The sequence below is a fragment of the Curtobacterium sp. PhB137 genome, from assembly GCF_003814955.1.
Lineage (GTDB): Bacteria > Actinomycetota > Actinomycetes > Actinomycetales > Microbacteriaceae > Curtobacterium.
Genome location: NZ_RKQO01000009.1, coordinates 108,788 through 127,731, shown reverse-complemented (window position 1 = coordinate 127,731; position 18,944 = coordinate 108,788). Strand labels below are relative to the sequence as shown.

Here is an 18,944-nt window from a genome sequence, read left to right as displayed (position 1 = left end):
CCACCGATCGGCGTCACGGATCAGGAGACACGTCATGGCTGACAGCACTGCGCCCCCGCGCGCCCGGAACCGTGGCCGTCGCGCCGCGGACGACACCGCCCGCCGCTCCCGGCGTCGCAACCGGGTGTTCGCGCTCGCTGCCGGCGGGGTCCTCGTCATCGGCGGCGCGGGCTACACGCTCGCGTCGTGGACGGACACCGAGTGGGTGTTCGGCGGCAACGGCTCGGGTGGGCCGGGCGTGGGGACGTCCGGGTTCGAGGTCGAGCAGAACGTCACGGCGCCGTTCGCCGCGGCGGGCTTCACCTCGGACGAGACGAACCCGGGCCAGGCGCTCCGGTTCACCGTCGACGCGCTCGCCCTGTCGCCGGGCACCGCGACCTACGCCCCCGTCGCACTCCGCACCGCCGCCGACTCGATCGCCGGCGACCTGGTGCTCCGGGCAGCGGTGCCGGCGACCGGGGTCACGGTCTCCGACGCCGACGACGTGCTGTGGAACGCCCTGCAGGTCCGGGTCGCCGCGATCACGGACACCACCGCCGTGTGCGACGCCACCGCGTTCGACGTGCCGTGGACGAGCGTCGCGTCCGGGCCGCTCGGCACGGCTGCCGCGACGATCGCGCGGCCCCTCGCCGCGGCCGGCGGGTCGACGCAGGTGTACTGCTTCGAGGTCTCGCTGCCGGAGTCGCCGACGCTGCCGGCCGGCACCACGGTCGACGCGCTCCAGGGGCGGACGGCCGCGCCCGCGTGGCAGTTCGCCGCCGAGTCCGACTGAGCGCGGCCGTGCGCGGCTCCACCGCGCCGACGTCCTCCGACGAGGGCGCGGCGCCGCCCCGTCGTCCCGCCGACCGCATCCGTACCGTCGTCCTGACGGTCGTCGGCGCGGTCGGGCTCACGTGCCTGCTCGCCTGGGCCGCCGTGGCGTTCACCGGGCTGTCGTTCGTCGTCGTCACCACCGGGTCGATGGCCCCGACGATCCCCGCGGGCGGGCTCGCCATCACGCACCGCGTGCCCGCGGCCGAGATCACCGACGGGGACGTCGTCACGGTCCCACGCGCGGGGGCGGCCCTGCCCGTCACCCACCGGGTGGTCGCGGTGGACCGGGTCCCGGGGGACTCCGCGGCGCGGTCGCTCACCCTGCGGGGCGACGACAACGCCTCCGACGACCGCGACCCGTACGTCGTCCGGCACGCCGGACTCGTGCTGGCGCACGCCCCCGGCCTGGGCTCGGTGCTCGTCGTGGTCACGAGTGCCCCGGCCCGTGGGCTGGCGGTCGCGCTCGTCGGCGTGCTCGTCGCGTGGGCGTTCTGGCCGGCCCGGCGGGAGGACTCGTGACCCGCGTCCTCGCCACCTCCGCGGCGGTCGCCGCGGTGCTCGCCGGTGCGGCCGGCATCGGCACGACGGCGGTGGCGGTCGCCGCGACGGACTGGAGGCCCGTGGCCGAGACCGGCACGCCGGGCCGGTTGGTGCTGCACACCGGTCCGGAGCCCCTCGTGCTGCCCGGGGCGGGGAACGACGCGGACGTCACGTGGCAGGTGCGGACGAGCGTCGACGAGCCCGGCCCGGTCACCCTCGACCTGCAGCTCACGGGGCGGGGCGGCCTGCCGGGCGGGACCGACGGCGTGCTCGTGACGGTCGCGACGTGCGACCAGCCGTGGGGGGACCCGTCGGGAGCCCCCACGTGCGGCGGACAGACCGCCGCCCTCGTCGACGCCGTCCCCCTCGTCGACTGGGCGACCACCGCGCCGTCGGTCCGTGTGCCCGACCCGGACGGCGACGGCTCGGCGTACCTGCTCGTCCGGTTGTCCCTCGGTGACGCCGCGACCACGGTGCCCCGGACCGCCGAGGTCGGCGTCGGCGTGACCGCTCGCGGCGGGGACCCCGTCGTGCCCGGACGCCCGACGCACGGCGACGGCAGTGGCGACGGCGGTTTCGACGACGTCGGTCCGGTCGTCCTCGCGATGACCGGTGGCGGGTTCGCGGGGCCGGTGCTCGTCGCGGTCGCGGCCGTGCTCGCCGGCGTCGCCCTCCGGCTCCGGCGCCCCGGGAGCCGGTCGTGACCCGGCGTCCGCTGCACCTGCGCCGTGGCCGGATCGCGGTCGTCACCGGCATCGTCGTCGCAGCAGCCCTGGTCACGCCCACCGCCGTCCCGAGCACCGCGTCGTGGTCGGACCGCGAGTGGGCGCACGGGGCCGTGGGCACGTCGTCGTTCGACTGCGGCACCGATGCCGACTACACGTCGACGGCCTCGAGCCGGTTCCTGGGCGGGAGCATCGCCGGCATCGACCTCGACGACGTCGCCACGGTGCGCGGGGTCGACGTCGCGAAGACCGGAGCCGCACCGGCATCGGTCGAGCCGGCCACCGCGCCCGAGCTCGGCACCGGCGGCCGCCCGTTCACGCAGGCGTTCGGCAACCCGCTCGACGTCGGGCTGCTCGGCGACGTGGCGGGCATCGACCTCACCGGTCTCGGCCTCGGGCTGCCGGCCGGTTCGGCGGGCGCGGTGAACCAGGTCGCGACGGCGTCGGGCACCGGTGACGCGGTGGCGGCATCCGGGCTCGTCGCGGACTCCGGTGGCGTGCTCGTCACGCCGACGACCCCGTCCGGCGACCTGCCCGACCCGGCGTCGATCACGCTCGGCCGCGCACTGCCGGGCATCGCGGACGTCACCGACGTGGGGCTCGACGTCGGAGCCGTCGGTGCGAGTGCGCAGCTCGCCGGGTGCGACGCGATCAGCGACGACGTGTGGGGCGGGGTCGTCCAGCGCACGCTCGCGACGAACCTGCGTGCCGCGGTGCAGCAGGTGGCAGCCGACAGCGGGCCCGCCGGGCTCGATCGCGACTACGGCATCGCGAGCCTCGACCTCCGTGTGGACAGCCCGCTCGTCGGTGCGCTGGTCACGGCCGTGAACGACACCGTGGTGCAGCTCGACGCCACGGTCGACGCGCTCGGTGGCACGGACGGGGTGCTCGCACGGACGATCAACCAGGGCGTGCTCGGGGTACTCGGCGGGCTCATCGGCAGCCTCGGGCTCGGCACCATCGGGGGCACGGTCGAGATCACCGGGCCGGACCTGGCGGGCGCGGTCGCGCCGCTGCTCGCCGAACCTGTGCAGGACGCCGGCGGAACGTTGTCGCTCGACCTGTCGGCCGGATCCGTCCGGGTCGACCTCGCGCACCTGCTCGGCGACGACGAGCACGGGCTCAACGACCTGCCGCCGAACCACGAGGTGGTGCTCGACGCCGTCACCCTCGGTGCGCTGGCCGACCGGCTCGGGCAGGTGGTGGACGCCTGGGCGGGGAAGATCACGACCGCCCTGACGACCGCGCTCGGGTCCCTGCACGTCCGGATCGCGCTCGCCGCCGACCTCAGCGCACCCCTGGTGCTCGGCATCCGCGTGAAGATCGCCACGCTGTCGATCGGCGTCGACACCGGGGTCGCGGCGCTCATGGCGGGGCAGACGAAGCTGTCGGTCGGGGTCGCGCTGCTCGGACTCGACCTGGGTGGCCTGCTCGGCGTCGTGACCGGCCTCGCGACGTCGCTCGTGAACCCGTTGACCCAGGCGGTGGTGGGGACGCTCACGACCCGGTTGTTCGCACTCGTCGGGACGCTCGGCACGACGCTGACGACGACGATCGGCGGCCCGGTCGTCCGTGCGCTCGGGACGGTCCTCGCACGGCTGCCCGGGGTGCTCTCGCTCCGGGTGAACGTGCAACAGGACCTCGCGGCCGCCCCGACCCCGGCCGGCCGTGCGACGACCGGGCAGTACACGCAGACCGCACTCCGCCTGTCGATCGCGGACGCCCTGGTGCCCGGGGGACTGGCCCGCGTCGACCTGGCCAGCGCCGTGGTGGGGCCGAACTCCGTGTCGCTCCTCGATGCCGCCCGCGCCCGAGATAGGTAGCATCGTTACCTAGCTGCGCATGGTGGACAATCACCGGAGCCGCATGCTGACCGCCCGTACCCTGCCGTCAGGGGCTCGGGGCGCCGAGGTCGACGGCCGCGATGATGCGGTCGACGATCCGGACGAACCGGACCCTGTCCCGTTCCGAGAAGGAGGCCAACAGCTCGTGCAGGTGCTTGTTCGTGCCGTCCATGGCGATCGAGTAGTCACGCCTGGCGGTCTCGGTCAGCTCGATGTGCCGACTCCGCCCGTCGGCCGGGTTCGGCACGCGGCTCAGGTGTCCGCTCTGCTCGAGTCGGTCCACCATGCCGGTCACCGCCGGGCCGGTCAGGCCGAGGTGCTTCGCGAGGTCCTTCACGCGGACGGTCCGGTCGGCCGCTTCGGCGCGGGACACGAACTGCAGCACGGTCAGGTCGCTGCCCGAGACGTCGAGCTGGTCGCGCAGCCGCGCCCGCAGTGCGGACACTGCTGCTTCGAGTCGGGTCAGCGCCGCCACGAGGTCGAGATCGCTCACGAGCGCGCCCCCTTCGGACCGATCGGGTCCGCGCCACCGTACGCCGTGCTCACCGGGTCAGCGTATCCACATAACGAGTTGCACGGTCAGGTTCGGGTGTCCGGCACGGGGGCGATGCACCGTGACTGACACGTACGATTCCCCACGTGCCGGCGGACGCGCGAGCGAGTCGGTGCGCTTCGAGGTGTCCGGCATCGATCCGGAGTCGGCGGCGCGTGACCTGGCCATGGTGCACGGCGCCGAGCAGTGGTCCGCCCAGCAGACCGGCAGCGAGTTCCTCTACCGCTACACCGCGGTCGGCGACACCGAGATCAGCATCCGTCGGTCCCAGATGCGCGGCGTCCTGCGCGGTGCGATGCCGATCAGCACCGACTACATCGTCGCGTGGATGACGAGCGGCAGCGCCCACCTCGACGTCGGCGGGCAGCGGGTGGACCTGCACCGGAACGTGCCGACGCTGCTGCCCTGCGACACCGCGTTCGTCTTCGCGGCCGAGGACCACGACCAGCGTCTGGTGCACCTCGACCGGGAGCTCGTGCACCGGGTCGCCAGCGAACAGCTCGACCTGGGCGACCGCCCGCTGCGCTTCGACCACACGCGCGAACCGGACAACGCGATGTACGGCCGGTGGCAGGGTGCCCTCGCCGCGCTGTCCCGCGCGCTCCGTGTCGGCGGTCCGGATTCCGACACCTGGGTCGCGGCGAAGTCGCTCGCGATCGCCGCCTTCCTCGAGACCTTCCCGCCGCAGCTCGACGACCTGCCGGCCGAACTGGCCCTGCCGCGGAACGCCCGGCTGCGCGCCGCCGTCGAGTACGTCCACGCGCACGCGTCCGAGACCGTGACCATCGCCGACCTCGCCGCGGTGGCCGGCCTGAGCGTGCGGTCGGTGCAGGAGTCGTTCCGTCGGGTGTTCGACGTGTCGCCGCTCACCTACCTGCGGGACGTCCGTCTGGACCGCGTGCGCAGCGAACTCCTCGCACTCGACCCGCAGGTCGGAGCGATCGGGGACGTCGCCCGACGCTGGGGGTTCGCGCACCTCGGCCGGTTCTCGGCGTCGTACGCAGCCAGGTTCGGCGAGTACCCGAAGCAGACCCTGCGCCGCTAGCCGGGGGTCAGGGCCGCGGCGCGGGGCCGGTGCTGGAACGCACCCGCAGTGTGGTCGACAGACGGACGTGGTCCGACGCGGCTTCACCACGGAGCATCGTCAGCAGCATCTCGACCGCACGGGACCCGAGTTCGGCCAGCGGTTGCGACACGGTGGTGAGCGGCGGGGTGGTGATCGACGCCTGGGGGACGTCGTCGAACCCGACGACGGACAGGTCCTCCGGCACCCGCAGGCCGAGCTCCGCCGCGGCTCGCAGCACACCGACGGCCGACGAGTCGTTCGCGGCGAACACCGCGGTCGGTCGCTCGTCCATCGTGAGCAGGTCGCGCGCGACAGCCGCGGACTGCTCCTCTTGGTAGTCGCCGTCGCGGACGAGCCGCTCGTCGATCGGGAGTCCGGCGGCGGTCAGTGCGGAGCGGTACCCGGCCTCGCGCAGCTGGGCGGACGCCAGATCGACGCGGCCGCGCAGGTGCGCGATCCGGGTGTGCCCGAGCGCGAGCAGGTGCTCGACGGCCTGGACCGCCCCGCCCTCGTTGTCGGCGTCGACCGTCGCGTGGCCCTCGGGCCCGGTGTGCGGGTCGATCGCGACGACCGGGATCGACGAGCTCGACAGGGCCGTGGTCGGGGTGACGACGATGGCGCCGTCGATGAGGGTGCCGGACAGGCGGGACAGCGACCGGCGTTCCCAGCCCGGGCGGTCGGCGCCGGTCATCAGGCCGGCGTAGGCGAGCAGCTCGTAGCCGGTGCCGGTCGTCGCGCTCGAGATGCCGCGCAGGAGCTCGGTCGAGAACGGCTCGAACTCGGGCACCAGGATCCCGACGACCCCGGTGCGGGAGCTCCGCAGGCTGCGGGCGACCAAGGACGTCTCGTAGCCGAGGTCGGCGACGACCTGCTGCACGCGGATCATCGTGGCCGCGGCGACGCCGTCGCGCTGGTTGATGACCTTCGACACGGTGGGGATCGAGACCCCCGCGACCCGTGCGACGTCGCCGATCGTCACCCGGCCGGCACCGGGACGCGCGCCGAGTGCCGAGTCCATGTGCTCACCGTACCGCTGATGGCGTGTCGAAACGGTGTAGAAAACGTTATCGATATCGATTGACAAGCGGCAGGAGCACCTGGCACGCTCTCCGCAGCGGCAGTGGATGTCGCTGCATGTCAACGACGACACGAGGAGTTCCACGATGACGAGGAAGATCCGTGCCGCGGCAGCCATCGCGCTGATCGGGGCGACAGCACTGGTGGCCACGGGCTGCTCGGCAGGCGGCAACGCGGCCGACGACGGCAACGGGAAGGTCACGATGACCTTCTGGCAGAACTCCACCACCGGACCCGGCAAGGCCTACTGGGCCTCGACGGTCAAGGCGTTCGAGGCGAAGTACCCGAACGTCACCATCAAGACGCAGGCCATCCAGAACGAGGACCTGGACGGCAAGCTGCAGACCGCGCTCAACTCGGGCGACGGGCCGGACGTCTTCCTGCAGCGCGGCGGCGGCAAGATGGACGCGATGATCGCCGCCGGGCAGCTCATGGACATCTCCGGCTCCATCAGCGCCGACGCGAAGAAGTCGATCAGCGCCGGGACGTTCGCGGGCTACGAGAAGGACGGCAAGACCTACGCCATGCCCGGTGCCGTGCTCCCCGAGGGCATCTGGTACTCAAAGGACCTGTTCCAGAAGGCCGGCATCGACGGCACCCCGACGACGATGGACGAGCTGAACGACGACGTCGCGAAGCTCAAGGCCGCCGACATCGACCCCGTCGCCGTCGGTGCGAAGGACGCCTGGCCCGCCGCCCACTGGTACTACAACTTCGCGCTGCGCGAGTGCAGCCAGAAGACGCTCGAGGGCGCGGCGAAGTCGCTGAAGTTCGACAACGCGTGCTGGACGAAGGCCGGCGAGCAGCTCGAGGACTTCACCGCGACGAAGCCGTTCAACGACGGCTTCCTGACGACCGCTGCCCAGCAGGGTGCCGGCAGCTCCGCCGGACTCCTGGCCAACCACAAGGCCGCCATGGAACTCATGGGCGCGTGGGACCCGGGCGTGATCAGCTCGCTCACCCCGGACGGCAAGCCGCTGGCCGACCTCGGCTGGTTCCCGTTCCCCACGATCGACGGGGGCAAGGGTGACCCGAAGTCGATGATGGGCGGCGTCGACGGCAACTCCTGCTCGGCGAAGGCTCCGAAGAAGGCCTGCACGGACTTCCTGAACTTCATCGTGCAGAAGGACAACCAAGAGGCCTACTACACGGCGTTCCAGGCCATCCCGGTCAACCAGGAGGCCCAGTCGGTCGTCGACGCGGACTACCTGAAGTCGGCGCTCGCCGCCTACCAGGACGCGCCGTTCGTCTCGCAGTACCTGGACACCCTGTACGGCCAGAACGTCGGCAACGCGCTGAACACCAGCGTCGTCGACCTGCTCGCCGGCAAGGGCAGCGCGAAGGACATCGTGGACACCACCAACCAGGCTGCGGCCAAGGGCTGACCATGACCCTCGACACCTCGCTCGGCACGACCCCGGCCACCGGGTCGGACGCGGCCGCGGGGACGTCCCCGGCGGGGAGCGGTACGCCGCTCCCCGCCGGACGGCGGTCCACGCGCCGCATCGCGGACTGGCGGAAGCGCGTCGAGATCGCGGTGCTCGCCGGCCCCGCGGTCATCGTCTTCGTCACCTTCGTGATCCTGCCCGTGGTGCTCGCCGCCTACTACGGGTTCTTCAAGTGGCAGGGCTACGGCCCGCCCACCGACTTCGTGGGGCTGCAGAACTACCTGATCATCTTCCAGGACAAGGCGTTCCACGCGGTCCTGATGCACAACGGCTTCATCGTCGTGCTGTCCCTCGTGCTGCAGGGGCCGATCGCCATCGTGCTCGCGCTCCTGCTCAACCAGAAGATGCACGGCCGCGGGCTCGTCCGCGTGCTCGTGTTCGTCCCGTACGTCATCTCCGAGGTGATCGTCGGCACCGGCTGGAGCCTGATGCTCCAGTCGAACGGCGCGGTGAACGACCTGCTCCAGGGCATGGGGCTCGGCGGGCTGCGGGCCGACTGGCTGTCCAACCCGGACATCGCCATCTGGACCCTGCTCGTGATCATCTCGTGGAAGTACATCGGCTTCGCGGTGATCCTGTTCCTGGCCGGCCTGCAGAGCATCCCCGAGGAGCTGTTCGAGGCCGCGGCCATCGACGGCGCCGGTTACTGGCAGATCCAGCGGCGGATCACCCTGCCGCTGCTCGGCCCCACCATCCGGATCTGGGCGTTCCTGTCGATCATCGGCTCACTGCAGCTGTTCGACCTCGTCTACATCATCTGGGGGCAGTACATCTCGTCGACCGCCGGCACCTCGACGATGGCGACGTACATGGTCGCCAACGGTCGCACGTCCGGCAACTTCGGTTTCGGCAGCGCCGTCGCTGTGGTCATGTTCGTGATCTCGCTCGCCGTCGCTCTGATCTACCAGCGCTTCGTGCTCCGCCGCGACACCGCGGGTGCACTCACCGAGAGGAAGAACTGATGGCCACCACGAGCATCGTCGCCCCCGGGCGGCGGGCCACGCGGGAGCGGCGGTCCAGCGCGGCCATCGGTCGCGCGAACCCGCTCACCTACCTGGTGGCGATCCTGTTCGTCGCCGCGAACCTCGCCCCGGTGCTGTACATCGTGCTGGGCGGCTTCCGGACGAACTCGCAGATCACCACGAGCCCGGCCGGGCTGCCAGCGCCGTTCGAACTCGGCAACTACGGATCCGTGCTGTCCAGCGGCATCTTCTGGCAGCAGCTCGCGAACTCGACGATCAGCGCCGTGACCACCACCGCGGGCGTCGTCGTGCTCGGACTGATGGTGAGCTTCGTGCTCGCCCGCTACCGGTTCGCCGGCCGCGGTGCGCTGTACGCCCTGTTCGCCGCCGGTCTGATGTTCCCGATCACCGTCGCCATCACGCCGCTGTACCTGCTCGTGAAGGACCTCGGGCTGACGAACAGCCTGGCCGGCGTGATCCTGCCGCAGATCGCCTTCGCCCTGCCGACCACGGTCATCATCCTGGTGCCGTTCCTGCGGGCGATCCCGGACGAGCTCGAAGAGGCAGCGTCGATCGACGGCGCCAGCCGCCTCGGGTTCTTCTTCCGCATGGTCGTGCCGCTGTCGCTGCCGGGCGTCGTCACGGTCGGCATCCTGGCGTTCATCGCGAGCTGGAACAGCTACATCCTGCCGCTGTTCATCCTGAACAACGAGGGCAGCTACACACTGCCGCTCGGCGTGCAGGCGTTCTCGTCGCAGTACTCGGTCGACACGGCCAAGGTGCTGGCGTTCACGTCGATGTCGATGATCCCGGCACTGGTGTTCTTCACCATCTTCCAGCGCCGCATCGTCGGCGGCCTGACCGGGGCGGTGAAGGGGTGACGACGACGGACGCGACCCGGGACACCGGACGCCAGCCGCGCCTCCAGGACGACAACGACGCACCCGACGCACCCGACGCACCCGACGCGACCGGACCCGACCGCGCCACCGCCCTGCTCGCCGCCATGACGCTCGACGAGAAGGCGGCGCAGCTCGTCGGCTACTGGCTCGACCAGACCGGCGTCGTCGCGCCCATGCAGGGTGAGATGGCGGCGGCCGCCGACGGCCGCACCCTGGCGGACATCACCCGCGACGGCATCGGCCAGTTCACCCGCGTCTACGGCACCCGACCGGTCGAACCCGACGACCGCGCGGCGTGGCTGTGGGCGGAACAGCGGCGACTCAAGCGCGAGACCCGGCTCGGGATCCCTGCGCTCGTGCACGAGGAGTGCCTGACCGGGCTCGCAGCGTGGAAGGCCGCGACGTTCCCCACCCCGCTGGCGTGGGGTGCGGCCTTCGACCCGGAGCTGGTCGAGCAGGTCGGCGCCGCCATCGGTGCGTCGATGCGGCAGCTCGGCGTGCACCAGGGCCTGGCACCGGTCCTCGACGTGATCCGCGACCCGCGATGGGGGCGGGTCGACGAGTGCATCGGCGAGGACCCGTACCTGGTCGGCACCGTGGGGACCGCCTACGTGCGCGGCCTGCAGGCGGCCGGCGTCGACGCGACGCTCAAGCACTTCCTCGGGTACTCGGCCTCGCAGGCGGGGCGGAACCACGCACCCGTGCACGCCGGACCGCGCGAGGTCGCCGACGTCTACCTGCCGCCGTTCGTGATGGCCCTGCGCGACGGTGGCGCCCGGAGCGTCATGAACTCGTACGCCGAGATCGACGGCGTGCCCGTCGCGGCGAACGGTGAACTGCTGACCGGACTGCTGCGTGACGAGCTCGGCTTCGACGGCACCGTCGTGGCGGACTACTTCTCGGTCGCGTTCCTCGAGGTGATGCACGGCATCGCCGCCGATCGTGGTGAAGCAGCGGCGCTCGCGCTCGAGGCGGGCATCGACGTCGAGCTGCCCACCGGGGACGCGTACCTCGCGCCGCTCGTCGAGCGGGTGCGGGCCGGTCTGCTCGACGAGGCCCTGGTCGACCGCGCCGTCCTTCGGGTGCTGCGGCAGAAGGAGCGACTGGGGCTGCTCGACCCGCAGGCGTTCGAGGACGAACCGCCGACCGGCATCGACCTGGACACCCCGCTGCACCGGTCGTTGGCGAAGCAGTTGGCGGCGCGGTCGCTGGTGCTGCTGTCGAACGACGATGTGGGCGCTGGTGCTGGTGCTGGCGCTGGTGCTGGGGCTGGCGCTGGCGCTGGTGCTGGTGCTGGCGCTGGCGCGCCGGCCGCCGCGCCCGTCCTGCCGTTGCGGCCCGGGGCGTCCGTGGCCGTCATCGGCCCGAACGCCGACCGCGCCGAGGCCCTGCAGGGCTGCTACTCCTTCGCCAACCACGTGCTCGCCTCGCACCCCGACCTGCCGCTCGGCTTCGCCATCCCGACCGTGCGCGAGGCGCTGGTCGACGCCCTCGGCGACGACGCCGTGCGCTTCGCCGCGGGCTGCGCCGTCACCGGCTCCGACCGTGCCGGGTTCGCGGATGCCGTCGCCGTGGCCGCCGCGTCCGACGTCGCGGTCGTCGTCGTCGGCGACCAGGCCGGCCTGTTCGGCCGCGGCACCGTCGGCGAGGGGAACGACACCGAGTCGCTCGACCTGCCGGGTGTGCAACGCTCGCTCGTCGAGGCGGTCGTCGCCACCGGCACGCCGACCGTGGTGGTGCTGCTGACCGGGCGGCCGTACGCCATCGGGTGGGCGCTCGACGGCGACGACGACGGCGTCGTCGCCGCTGGCCCGGCCGGCGCGAGCCGAGTCGCTGTTGGCGCTCGACGACCCGCGGCGGTCGTGCAGGCGTTCTTCCCCGGTGAGGAGGGCGGCACCGCCATCGCCGAGCTGCTCACCGGCGCCGCGTCACCGTCCGGTCGCCTGCCCGTCTCGCTGCCGCGGGCCGCCGGCGCCCAGCCGTACACGTACCTGCACCCGCGGCTCGGGGGCCCCTCGGACGTCACGGCCGCCGACTCGACGCCGGTCCGTCCGTTCGGCTTCGGCCTCGGCTACACGACGTTCGCGTACGAGGAGCTGACGGTCGACGCGTCGGTGCCTTCGGACGGGCTGTTCGACGCCTCGGTGAGCGTCCGGAACACGGGCGCACACGCGGGCGAGGACGTCGTCCAGCTCTACGGGCACGACGTGCACGGCAGCGTCACCCGACCGGAGGTCCAGCTGCTCGGCTACGCGCGCGTCGCGCTCGCCGCGGGGGAGTCCACCCGGGTCCGCTTCCGCGTCCCCGTCCAGCGGTTCGCGTTCACCGACCGTCGCATGCGCCGGGTCGTCGAACCCGGGGACGTGCAGGTCTGGGTCGCGTCCCACGCGGCGGCGTCACGACCGGGAGGCCCGGTGCCGGCAGGTGGGATCGTCGCGTCCGGTGGCGGGCCGGTCCGACGGCCCGTCCCCGGCTCCGCCACAGAGCGTGCCACGGTCATGGTGACGGGGCCGGTGCACGAGGTCACGCTGGACGACCCGCGGATGGTCGAGTGGACGGTGGGCTGAGCCGGGCCGCGCCGACGGGGCGGGCCGTGCGGACGGTTCAGGATGCACGGCCCGTCGCCGCGGTCAGTGCTCCTTGACGAGCGCCTCGACGTCGTTGCCGTCGGGGTCGCTCACGAACGCCGTGTCGGCGCGGTACTCGGGCCATTACCGGGGCTCGTGGCGCGAGACCCCGCCGGCTGCGACGGCCGCCCGGTGGAACGCGTCGACCTCGGTGCGGCTCGCGGCCTCGAACGCCAGGTGCAGACCGCGGGTCACCGTCGTCGTCGTGGGTGCGGTCTCGAGCGAGACGCTCGGGGTGTCCTGGCCGGTGACCCAGTACTCCGCGATGGAGTCGGTGCGGTAGGCGACGACCGGGCACGGAAGTGACGGTACCCGGGTCAGCTCGTGGCGGAGGTCGCCGACAGGCTGCCGAGCAGGGTGAGACGTTCTTCGGTGGGGGACCCGACTGTCGCCGTGCAGGCGTACATGGTCCACCCGGGGCTGTCGGGCAGGTCGAACGCCTCGTACGTGAACTCGAGGTCGCCGACGTCGGGGTGGTGGATCCGCTTCGCGCCGGTGCGGTGGAACCGGACGTCGTGGGCAGCCCAGCGGGCCCGGAACTCGTCGGACCGGGTCACGAGCTCCCCGATGAGTCCGGTGAGGTCCTTGTCGTGCGGGTGTTGTCCGGCGGTCTGTCGGAGCGTCGCGACGATGCTGTTCGCGCCCGCCACCCAGTCCGGGTAGAAGGTCCGGGCCGCAGGGTCGAGGAACGTGAAGCGTGCGTTGTTGCCCTGCGCGCCCGGGGCGTCGAGGACCGGTGCCAGGAGCGCCCGGCCGAGCGGGTTCGTCGCGACGATGTCCATCTGCCGGTTCCGCACCCACGTCGGTGTCCCGGTGACCGTGTCGAGGAAGCGCTGGAGACTCGGACGCACGACCGGTTCCGGCGTGGTGGTCCGCCGACGGATCGGGGCCGGAGCCGCGCCGCGGGCGAGGTCGTGCAGGTGCTCGGTCTCGGCGTCGTCCAGTTGCAGCGCACGGGCGATCGCCTCGAGGATCTCGGTCGACACCCCGGAGAGGTTCCCGCGCTCGATCTTGGCGTAGTAGTCGATGCTCGTCCCCGCGAGCATCGCGACCTCCTCGCGACGGAGCCCGGGGACGCGCCGCCGACCGCCACTGATGAGGCCGGCCTGCTCGGGCGTGATGCGAGCACGCCGGGTGCGGAGGAAGTCGCTGACCTCGGCCTGGTTGTCCATACTCCTCACCGTACGACGACGCGCTGTCGTGAAGGAGTGACTGCTGGTACACGGAAGAGCCCGCCCTCCCACGCACGCCGCCGCGGGAGTCTCATGGAGTCATGGCCAACACGACTCCCACAGTGACCCTCAACACCGGTACGACGATGCCGCAGCTCGGCTTCGGCGTCTACCAGATCCCCGCCGACGAGACCGAGCGGGCCGTCACCGATGCGATCACGGCCGGCTACCGACTGATCGACACCGCAGCCTCGTACGGCAACGAGGAAGCCGTCGGCCGGGGCATCGCCGCCAGCGGTGTGCCCCGCGAGGAGCTGTTCATCACCTCGAAGCTGTGGATCCAGCGCCGCGGCGAGGACGGCGCCCGTGACGCGATCACCACGTCGTTGCAGAAGCTCGGCCTGGACTACCTCGACCTGTACCTGATCCACCAGCCGTTCGGTGACTACTACGGCGAGTGGCGTGCCCTCGAAGCGGCGCACCGAGACGGCCGGCTCCGCGCGATCGGCGTGTCCAACTTCGCCGCCGACCGACTCGTGGACCTCATCGCGTTCGCCGACGTCGTGCCCGCGGTGAACCAGATGGAGACGAACCCGTTCCACCAGCAGGCCGACTACCAGGAGCTGCTGCAGAAGGAGGGCGTGCAGCTCGAGGCGTGGGCGCCGTTCGCCGAGGGCAAGAACGACCTGTTCGCCAACCCGGTCCTGTCCGAGATCGGTGCGGCGCACGGCAAGTCGGTCGCGCAGGTCGTGCTCCGGTGGCTCGTGCAGCGCGGCGTCGTGGTCGTGTCGAAGTCCGTCAAGCCCGAGCGCATGCAGCAGAACCTCGACGTCGTCGACTTCGAGCTCACCGACGAGCAGATGGCGACGATGGCCGAGCTCGAGGCCGGTGAGTCGCAGTTCTTCTCCCACGTCGACCCCGACATGGTCCGCTGGCTCACCGGCCGCGCCGAAGCCTGATCTGCGTGCCCGGCCGGCAGCCCACCCGCCGCCAGGTGCTGCGGACCGCCACAGCGAGCACGCTCAGTGTCGCCGTGGGTGGGCTGTTGGCCGCGTGCACCACCGCGCCCACTCCGTCCACCACCCCGAGGAGCACCGTGTCCCCGACCGCGCGCGACGACCGCGTCCTGCTGGCGTACTTCTCCCGACCCGGCGAGAACTACTGGAACGGCGGTCGGCGCACCATCGACACGGGCAACACCGAGGTCCTCGCCGGTCTGATCGGTGACCGGATCGACTGCGACGTCGTCCGCATCGAGGCCGCCGACCCCTACTCCGACCGCTACGACGCCACCGTGGCGCGCAACAGCACGGAGCAGGACGACGACGCCCGTCCGGAGATCGCGAGCGAACTGCCCGATCTGCGCGCCTACGACACGGTGCTGCTCGGGAGCCCGATCTGGAACGTCCAGCCGCCGATGATCATGGCGACCTTCGTCGAGGCCGTCGACCTGTCCGGCAAGCGGCTGCTGCCGGTCGTCACGTACGCGGTGAGCGGTCTGGGCTCCACCGAGTCCTTCTACCGCGACCTCGACACCGGGGCGACGCTCGGCGAGGGGCTCGCAGTGCGCGGCGAAGACGTCCGCGAGCGCGCTGCCGGAGACGACGTCGACCGGTGGCTGCGGAACGTCGGGCTCACCTGACCGTCACGGGGCCGCAGCGATCGCTGCCCGGGCCGTGTCGATGACCCGCATCACGCCGACGACATCGTCGTGCGTGTGCACCGGCGACTCGATCCGCCCCTCGGCTGCGAAGGACGCGAGTGCGGTGGCCTGGTAGGCGAGCCCGTCATGCAGCACCTCGAGTCGCTGGTCCGTCCAGGTCGCGGACTCCGACGCCGCGAAGTTCCCACGAACCGCGGTGATCGACGAGGGCCCGAAGAACGGGCTGCCGACGTCGATGCGTCCCTCGGTGCCGACGACCGAGGCTCGCACGGGCAGCGCGGTCTCGAGCGACGTCGACAACATCGACCGGGCTCCGCCCGCGTACGAGAGCAGCAGGTCGGCGCGCACGTCGACGCCGCCCGGACCGCTCGCCCCTTCGACCAGCACGCGGTCCGGGGAGCCGAGCACCGAGGCGGCGAACGAGATCGGGTAGACGCCGGCGTCCAGCAGCGCGCCGCCGCCGAGCTCCGGCGCCCACAGGCGGTGCCCCGGGTCGTACGGCATCACGAACCCGAAGTCGGCGGTCACGAGCCGGACGGTGCCGATCGTGCCGTCGGTGAGCAGTCGCCGCATGATGTCCGACTGCGGCAGGTACCGCGTCCACATCGCCTCCATGACGAGCACACCGGCGGCCCGTCCCGCACCGGTGATCTCCTGCGCCTCGGCAGCGGACATCGCGATCGGCTTCTCGATCAGGACGTGCTTGCCGGCGGCGATCGCAGCGAGGGCCTGCTCGCGGTGCAGCGGGTGCGGGGTGGCGACGTAGACGACGTTGACCTCGGGGTCGGTCACGAGCGCCTCGACACTCGGCACGGTCCGGTCGATACCGTGCTCCTTCGCGAACCGTGCGGTCTTCGCAGCATCACGGGCGGTCACGGCGATCACCCGCTGCGGCGTGTGCCGGTGGATCGCGGTGACGAACTTGCCGGCGATGCCAGTGCCGATCACGCCCCACCGCAGGGCCGGAACGGCGTCGGGGTCGGGCAGCACCGGGGTGGGCAGCGTCAGGGTCATCGTCGTCCTCTCGCAGGGATTGGCTCGTGCCATCGCAGCCTACGCGTCCTTCGCACGTGCCAGACTGGCCGGGTGACGACGGGGACCGACGACCTGCCGGAGCGGCGCCCCACCGGCGGCCGCCTGCCGACGATGCGCGACGTCGCCGAGCACGTCGGGATGTCCCGGCAGCTCGTCTCGCTCGTGCTCCGCGGTGCGCCCGGACCCAGCGCGGAGTCCCGCGACCGGATCCTCGCGGCGGCGGCCGAGCTCGGCTACCGCCCGCACACCTCGGCCCGGCTGCTCCGCGAGGGCCGCACGCGGCTCATCGGCGCGGTCTTCAGCATGCGCAACCCGTTCCAGGTCCGGTTCGTCGAACGGCTCTTCGCCCGTGCCGCCGAGCAGGGCTTCGGCGTCGCCCTCGGCCCCGCCGGTGCCGAGCGCTCGACGGACCAGGTGGTGGCCGACCTGCTCGGCGAACGCGTCGAGGCCCTCGTCGTGTTCAACCCCGACCCCGACGCGACCGCGCTCGAGGAGGCGAGTCGCCTCGTGCCGGTCGTGCTCCTCGGCGAGTGGACGGACGCCCCCTACGCCGACAACGTGCACGTGGACGAGACCGGTGGGCTCCGCGCCGCGGTCGAGCACCTGATCGGTCTCGGTCACCGCCGCATCGCCTACGTCGGTGGCGAGGACGGGCTGGTCGGCCTCGATCGTGCGACCGCGTACCGTGCCGCGATGCAGGGCGTCGGACTCGCAGCCGAGACCGACGTCGTCCCCAGCGGCTTCAGCGAAGAGGATGGCGCCGCGGCCGCCCGCACGCTCGTCGCCCGCGACACCCTGCCCACCGCCGTGGTCTGCTGCGGTGACCAGTGCGCCACCGGCCTGCTCGCCGTCTTCGCGCAGCACGGTGTCGACGTGCCGGGACGGGTGTCGGTGGTCGGCTTCGACGACAGCTACCTCGCGTCGCTCAGCTACCACCGCTTGACGTCGGTGCACCAGGACGTCGAGGCGACGGTCGACGCGGCGCTGGCTGCCGTCCTCGACCGGACCTCGGGGAACGGTGGGGAGCGACGTCGTGTCGCGACACCGACCGGGTTCGTGGTGCGCGCGTCGACGGGTCCTGCCGAGCGCTGAGCGTCGAGCGTTGACCCGGAACGACGTGGTGGACGTCGTGCGACGTCGACCACGTCGTTCCGGGTCGGGGTCGCTGCCGCTCAGCGCACGCTGCGGATCGGGATCACGACGAGTGCGCCGACGAGTGCCACGATGCCGGCGCCCCAGAGCAGCACCGGGTAGTTGTCACCAGCGCCGACCCCGAGCAGCAAGGCACCGAGTGCCGGCGCGAACGACTGCGGCAGGGAGTTCGCGATGTTCATGACGCCGAGGTCCTTGCCGGGCTTGTCCTTGTCGGGCAGGACGTCGACCACCAGGGCGTTGTCGACGGCCACGTAGATGCCGTAGGCGAAGCCCATGATCACCTCGGCGACGTAGAACACGGTGACGTCCTGCGCGTAGACGAGCACGACGAGGCCCACGCCGAAGAGCAGGGTCGAGCCGCCGACGAACACCTTGCGGCGCCGCAGCCGGTCGGACAGCCAGCCCGAGAACGCCGTGCCGATCATGAGTGCGATCGTGTAGAGGAGGACACCGAACGCCACTGCCGAGGTGGCGCGTTGCGCGGTCATGCCGAGGTGGTCCTGCATGTAGAACAGCCGGAACGTCGTGAACAGGAACGTGGCGAGGATGATCAGGAACCGCGACCACCACGCCAGTCCGTAGTCGCGGTGCGTGATCGGGTTCGTCCAGAAGGTCTGCACGATCGTGAGCCACGAGAACGGCTTCGGTCGGACCTCGGGGATGCGGTCGGGGGTGACGAACGCGTACACCAGCACGCAGAGCACGCCGAGGATGCCGGGCAAGATGAACAGCAGCGGCAGGTTCTCGACCAGCAGGACGGCGGCGTACGTGCCGGCGAGCACGGCCAGGTTCTGCGCCAGCCCGATCACGCTCGAGGCGCGGCCGCGTTGCAGCTCGGGCACGTTGTCCGCCCAGCTGGCCATCATGGCCGAGTAGGCGGCGTTCGACCCGAGCTGGCAGATGATCCACGCCACGGTGAGCATGCCGACGTTCGGCGAGTACGCCACCATGGCGAGTCCGCCGAGCAGCACCAGGATGCCGCCGAGTAGCCACGGGCGGCGGCGCCCCCACCGCGTCCGGGTTCGATCACTCAGGGCGCCGAACAGCGGGTTGCCGAAGATCGCGCCGAGCGATCCGAGCGGCAGCGCGACGGCGATCACCGAGGCGGGGTCGTCGGGGTTCAGCGCCTGGGCCTTCAGTTGCATGCTGACGTAGACCGGCGACAAGATCGCCACGTAGATGCCGAACTGTGCCAGTCCGAGGGCGGTCAGGTACCAGTTGCTGACGTGGTTGGTCGGGGTGGCGGTGGTGAACGGGTGCGCCGGCAGCCTTGTCGACATCGACTCCTCCTCGGGTCGTGTGCACGTCGTCCGGTCGGAAACCCGGTCATCGGTGACGCGCGTTTGGCTCGTGCTAACCTGA

18 protein-coding genes are annotated in these 18,944 nt (G+C 71.9%); 13 read left to right on the top strand and 5 right to left on the bottom strand.

Annotated elements, in window-relative coordinates; translation table 11 throughout:
• Window positions 1-34 precede the first annotated feature (34 nt).
• From EDF28_RS16885 to EDF28_RS16870, 4 genes are read left to right on the top strand one after another with little or no spacing between them, the layout of a single operon-like run.
• Window positions 35-772, top strand: a complete 738-nt coding sequence (locus tag EDF28_RS16885) for an acyl-CoA dehydrogenase (RefSeq protein WP_260155066.1) — start codon at window positions 35-37, stop codon at window positions 770-772.
• Window positions 773-780: 8 nt separating this feature from the next.
• Entirely contained in the window at window positions 781-1,332 is a 552-nt protein-coding gene (locus tag EDF28_RS16880; RefSeq protein ID WP_123939108.1) for a signal peptidase I, read from the top strand.
• On the top strand, window positions 1,329-2,057 hold the full coding sequence (locus tag EDF28_RS16875) for a hypothetical protein (protein WP_123939107.1): 729 nt from the start codon (window positions 1,329-1,331) through the stop codon (window positions 2,055-2,057). The genes EDF28_RS16880 and EDF28_RS16875 overlap by 4 nt, the downstream gene beginning before the upstream one ends.
• Complete coding sequence (locus tag EDF28_RS16870) at window positions 2,054-3,901, top strand: choice-of-anchor G family protein (protein ID WP_123939106.1); 1,848 nt, start codon at window positions 2,054-2,056, stop codon at window positions 3,899-3,901. The genes EDF28_RS16875 and EDF28_RS16870 overlap by 4 nt, the downstream gene beginning before the upstream one ends.
• Before the next feature lie 67 nt (window positions 3,902-3,968).
• Here EDF28_RS16870 and EDF28_RS16865 read toward each other — a convergent pair whose 3' ends face one another.
• A complete protein-coding gene (locus tag EDF28_RS16865) occupies window positions 3,969-4,415 on the bottom strand; it encodes a MarR family winged helix-turn-helix transcriptional regulator (RefSeq protein ID WP_123294672.1) in 447 nt (148 codons plus the stop codon).
• A gap of 121 nt (window positions 4,416-4,536) precedes the next feature.
• On the opposite strand from EDF28_RS16865, the gene EDF28_RS16860 reads away from it, so the two are divergent.
• Window positions 4,537-5,520: an AraC family transcriptional regulator gene (locus EDF28_RS16860; protein ID WP_123939105.1), complete on the top strand. Its 984-nt coding sequence runs from the start codon at window positions 4,537-4,539 to the stop codon at window positions 5,518-5,520.
• Between the two features lie 7 nt (window positions 5,521-5,527).
• Here EDF28_RS16860 and EDF28_RS16855 read toward each other — a convergent pair whose 3' ends face one another.
• On the bottom strand, window positions 5,528-6,559 hold the full coding sequence (locus tag EDF28_RS16855) for a LacI family DNA-binding transcriptional regulator (RefSeq protein ID WP_123939104.1): 1,032 nt from the start codon (window positions 6,557-6,559) through the stop codon (window positions 5,528-5,530).
• Between the two features lie 145 nt (window positions 6,560-6,704).
• On the opposite strand from EDF28_RS16855, the gene EDF28_RS16850 reads away from it, so the two are divergent.
• From EDF28_RS16850 to EDF28_RS16830, 5 genes are all read left to right on the top strand, one after another.
• A complete protein-coding gene (locus tag EDF28_RS16850) occupies window positions 6,705-8,003 on the top strand; it encodes an ABC transporter substrate-binding protein (RefSeq protein ID WP_123939103.1) in 1,299 nt (432 codons plus the stop codon).
• A gap of 2 nt (window positions 8,004-8,005) precedes the next feature.
• Window positions 8,006-9,028 carry a carbohydrate ABC transporter permease gene (locus EDF28_RS16845; RefSeq protein ID WP_123939102.1) on the top strand — a complete coding sequence of 341 codons (1,023 nt, stop codon included), beginning with the start codon at window positions 8,006-8,008 and terminating at the stop codon, window positions 9,026-9,028.
• The gene (locus EDF28_RS16840; protein ID WP_123313217.1) at window positions 9,028-9,909 is read left to right on the top strand and encodes a carbohydrate ABC transporter permease; all 882 of its coding nucleotides are present in this window, start codon (window positions 9,028-9,030) and stop codon (window positions 9,907-9,909) included. The genes EDF28_RS16845 and EDF28_RS16840 overlap by 1 nt, the downstream gene beginning before the upstream one ends.
• Window positions 9,910-10,034: 125 nt before the next feature.
• A complete protein-coding gene (locus EDF28_RS16835) occupies window positions 10,035-12,497 on the top strand; it encodes a glycoside hydrolase family 3 protein (protein WP_123939159.1) in 2,463 nt (820 codons plus the stop codon).
• Window positions 12,498-12,570: 73 nt separating this feature from the next.
• Complete coding sequence (locus tag EDF28_RS16830; RefSeq protein ID WP_123939101.1) at window positions 12,571-12,840, top strand: hypothetical protein; 270 nt, start codon at window positions 12,571-12,573, stop codon at window positions 12,838-12,840.
• 34 nt (window positions 12,841-12,874) lie between these two features.
• Here EDF28_RS16830 and EDF28_RS16825 read toward each other — a convergent pair whose 3' ends face one another.
• The gene (locus tag EDF28_RS16825; RefSeq protein WP_123939100.1) at window positions 12,875-13,729 is read right to left on the bottom strand and encodes a helix-turn-helix transcriptional regulator; all 855 of its coding nucleotides are present in this window, start codon (window positions 13,727-13,729) and stop codon (window positions 12,875-12,877) included.
• A gap of 101 nt (window positions 13,730-13,830) precedes the next feature.
• Here EDF28_RS16825 and EDF28_RS16820 point away from each other — a divergent pair, with 101 nt between their 5' ends.
• Together EDF28_RS16820 and EDF28_RS16815 are read left to right on the top strand one after the other, a co-directional pair.
• Window positions 13,831-14,688, top strand: a complete 858-nt coding sequence (locus EDF28_RS16820) for an aldo/keto reductase (RefSeq protein ID WP_123939099.1) — start codon at window positions 13,831-13,833, stop codon at window positions 14,686-14,688.
• Between the two features lie 5 nt (window positions 14,689-14,693).
• Window positions 14,694-15,371 carry a flavodoxin gene (locus EDF28_RS16815; protein WP_123939098.1) on the top strand — a complete coding sequence of 226 codons (678 nt, stop codon included), beginning with the start codon at window positions 14,694-14,696 and terminating at the stop codon, window positions 15,369-15,371.
• Window positions 15,372-15,374: 3 nt separating this feature from the next.
• Here the strand turns inward: EDF28_RS16815 and EDF28_RS16810 are convergent, their stop codons facing one another.
• Window positions 15,375-16,406, bottom strand: coding sequence for a Gfo/Idh/MocA family protein (locus EDF28_RS16810; protein ID WP_123340599.1), 1,032 nt, complete (start codon window positions 16,404-16,406; stop codon window positions 15,375-15,377).
• Window positions 16,407-16,478: 72 nt separating this feature from the next.
• Between EDF28_RS16810 and EDF28_RS16805 the strand changes: the two genes are divergently transcribed.
• The gene (locus EDF28_RS16805; RefSeq protein ID WP_221182576.1) at window positions 16,479-17,519 is read left to right on the top strand and encodes a LacI family DNA-binding transcriptional regulator; all 1,041 of its coding nucleotides are present in this window, start codon (window positions 16,479-16,481) and stop codon (window positions 17,517-17,519) included.
• A gap of 80 nt (window positions 17,520-17,599) precedes the next feature.
• Here the strand turns inward: EDF28_RS16805 and EDF28_RS16800 are convergent, their stop codons facing one another.
• Window positions 17,600-18,862, bottom strand: a complete 1,263-nt coding sequence (locus EDF28_RS16800) for an MFS transporter (RefSeq protein ID WP_123939097.1) — start codon at window positions 18,860-18,862, stop codon at window positions 17,600-17,602.
• Window positions 18,863-18,944 lie beyond the last annotated feature (82 nt).

Bases quoted from the DNA above. Each gene is read 5' to 3' on its own strand.
- EDF28_RS16835 (WP_123939159.1), top strand. From the start codon at position 10,035: ATGACGCTCGACGAGAAGGCGGCGCAGCTCGTCGGCTACTGGCTCGAC.
- EDF28_RS16840 (WP_123313217.1), top strand. From the start codon at position 9,028: ATGGCCACCACGAGCATCGTCGCCCCCGGGCGGCGGGCCACGCGGGAG.
- EDF28_RS16825 (WP_123939100.1), bottom strand. From the start codon at position 13,729: ATGGACAACCAGGCCGAGGTCAGCGACTTCCTCCGCACCCGGCGTGCT.
- EDF28_RS16820 (WP_123939099.1), top strand. From the start codon at position 13,831: ATGGCCAACACGACTCCCACAGTGACCCTCAACACCGGTACGACGATG.
- EDF28_RS16855 (WP_123939104.1), bottom strand. From the start codon at position 6,559: ATGGACTCGGCACTCGGCGCGCGTCCCGGTGCCGGCCGGGTGACGATC.
- EDF28_RS16800 (WP_123939097.1), bottom strand. From the start codon at position 18,862: ATGTCGACAAGGCTGCCGGCGCACCCGTTCACCACCGCCACCCCGACC.
- EDF28_RS16845 (WP_123939102.1), top strand. From the start codon at position 8,006: ATGACCCTCGACACCTCGCTCGGCACGACCCCGGCCACCGGGTCGGAC.
- EDF28_RS16885 (WP_260155066.1), top strand. From the start codon at position 35: ATGGCTGACAGCACTGCGCCCCCGCGCGCCCGGAACCGTGGCCGTCGC.
- EDF28_RS16850 (WP_123939103.1), top strand. From the start codon at position 6,705: ATGACGAGGAAGATCCGTGCCGCGGCAGCCATCGCGCTGATCGGGGCG.
- EDF28_RS16810 (WP_123340599.1), bottom strand. From the start codon at position 16,406: ATGACCCTGACGCTGCCCACCCCGGTGCTGCCCGACCCCGACGCCGTT.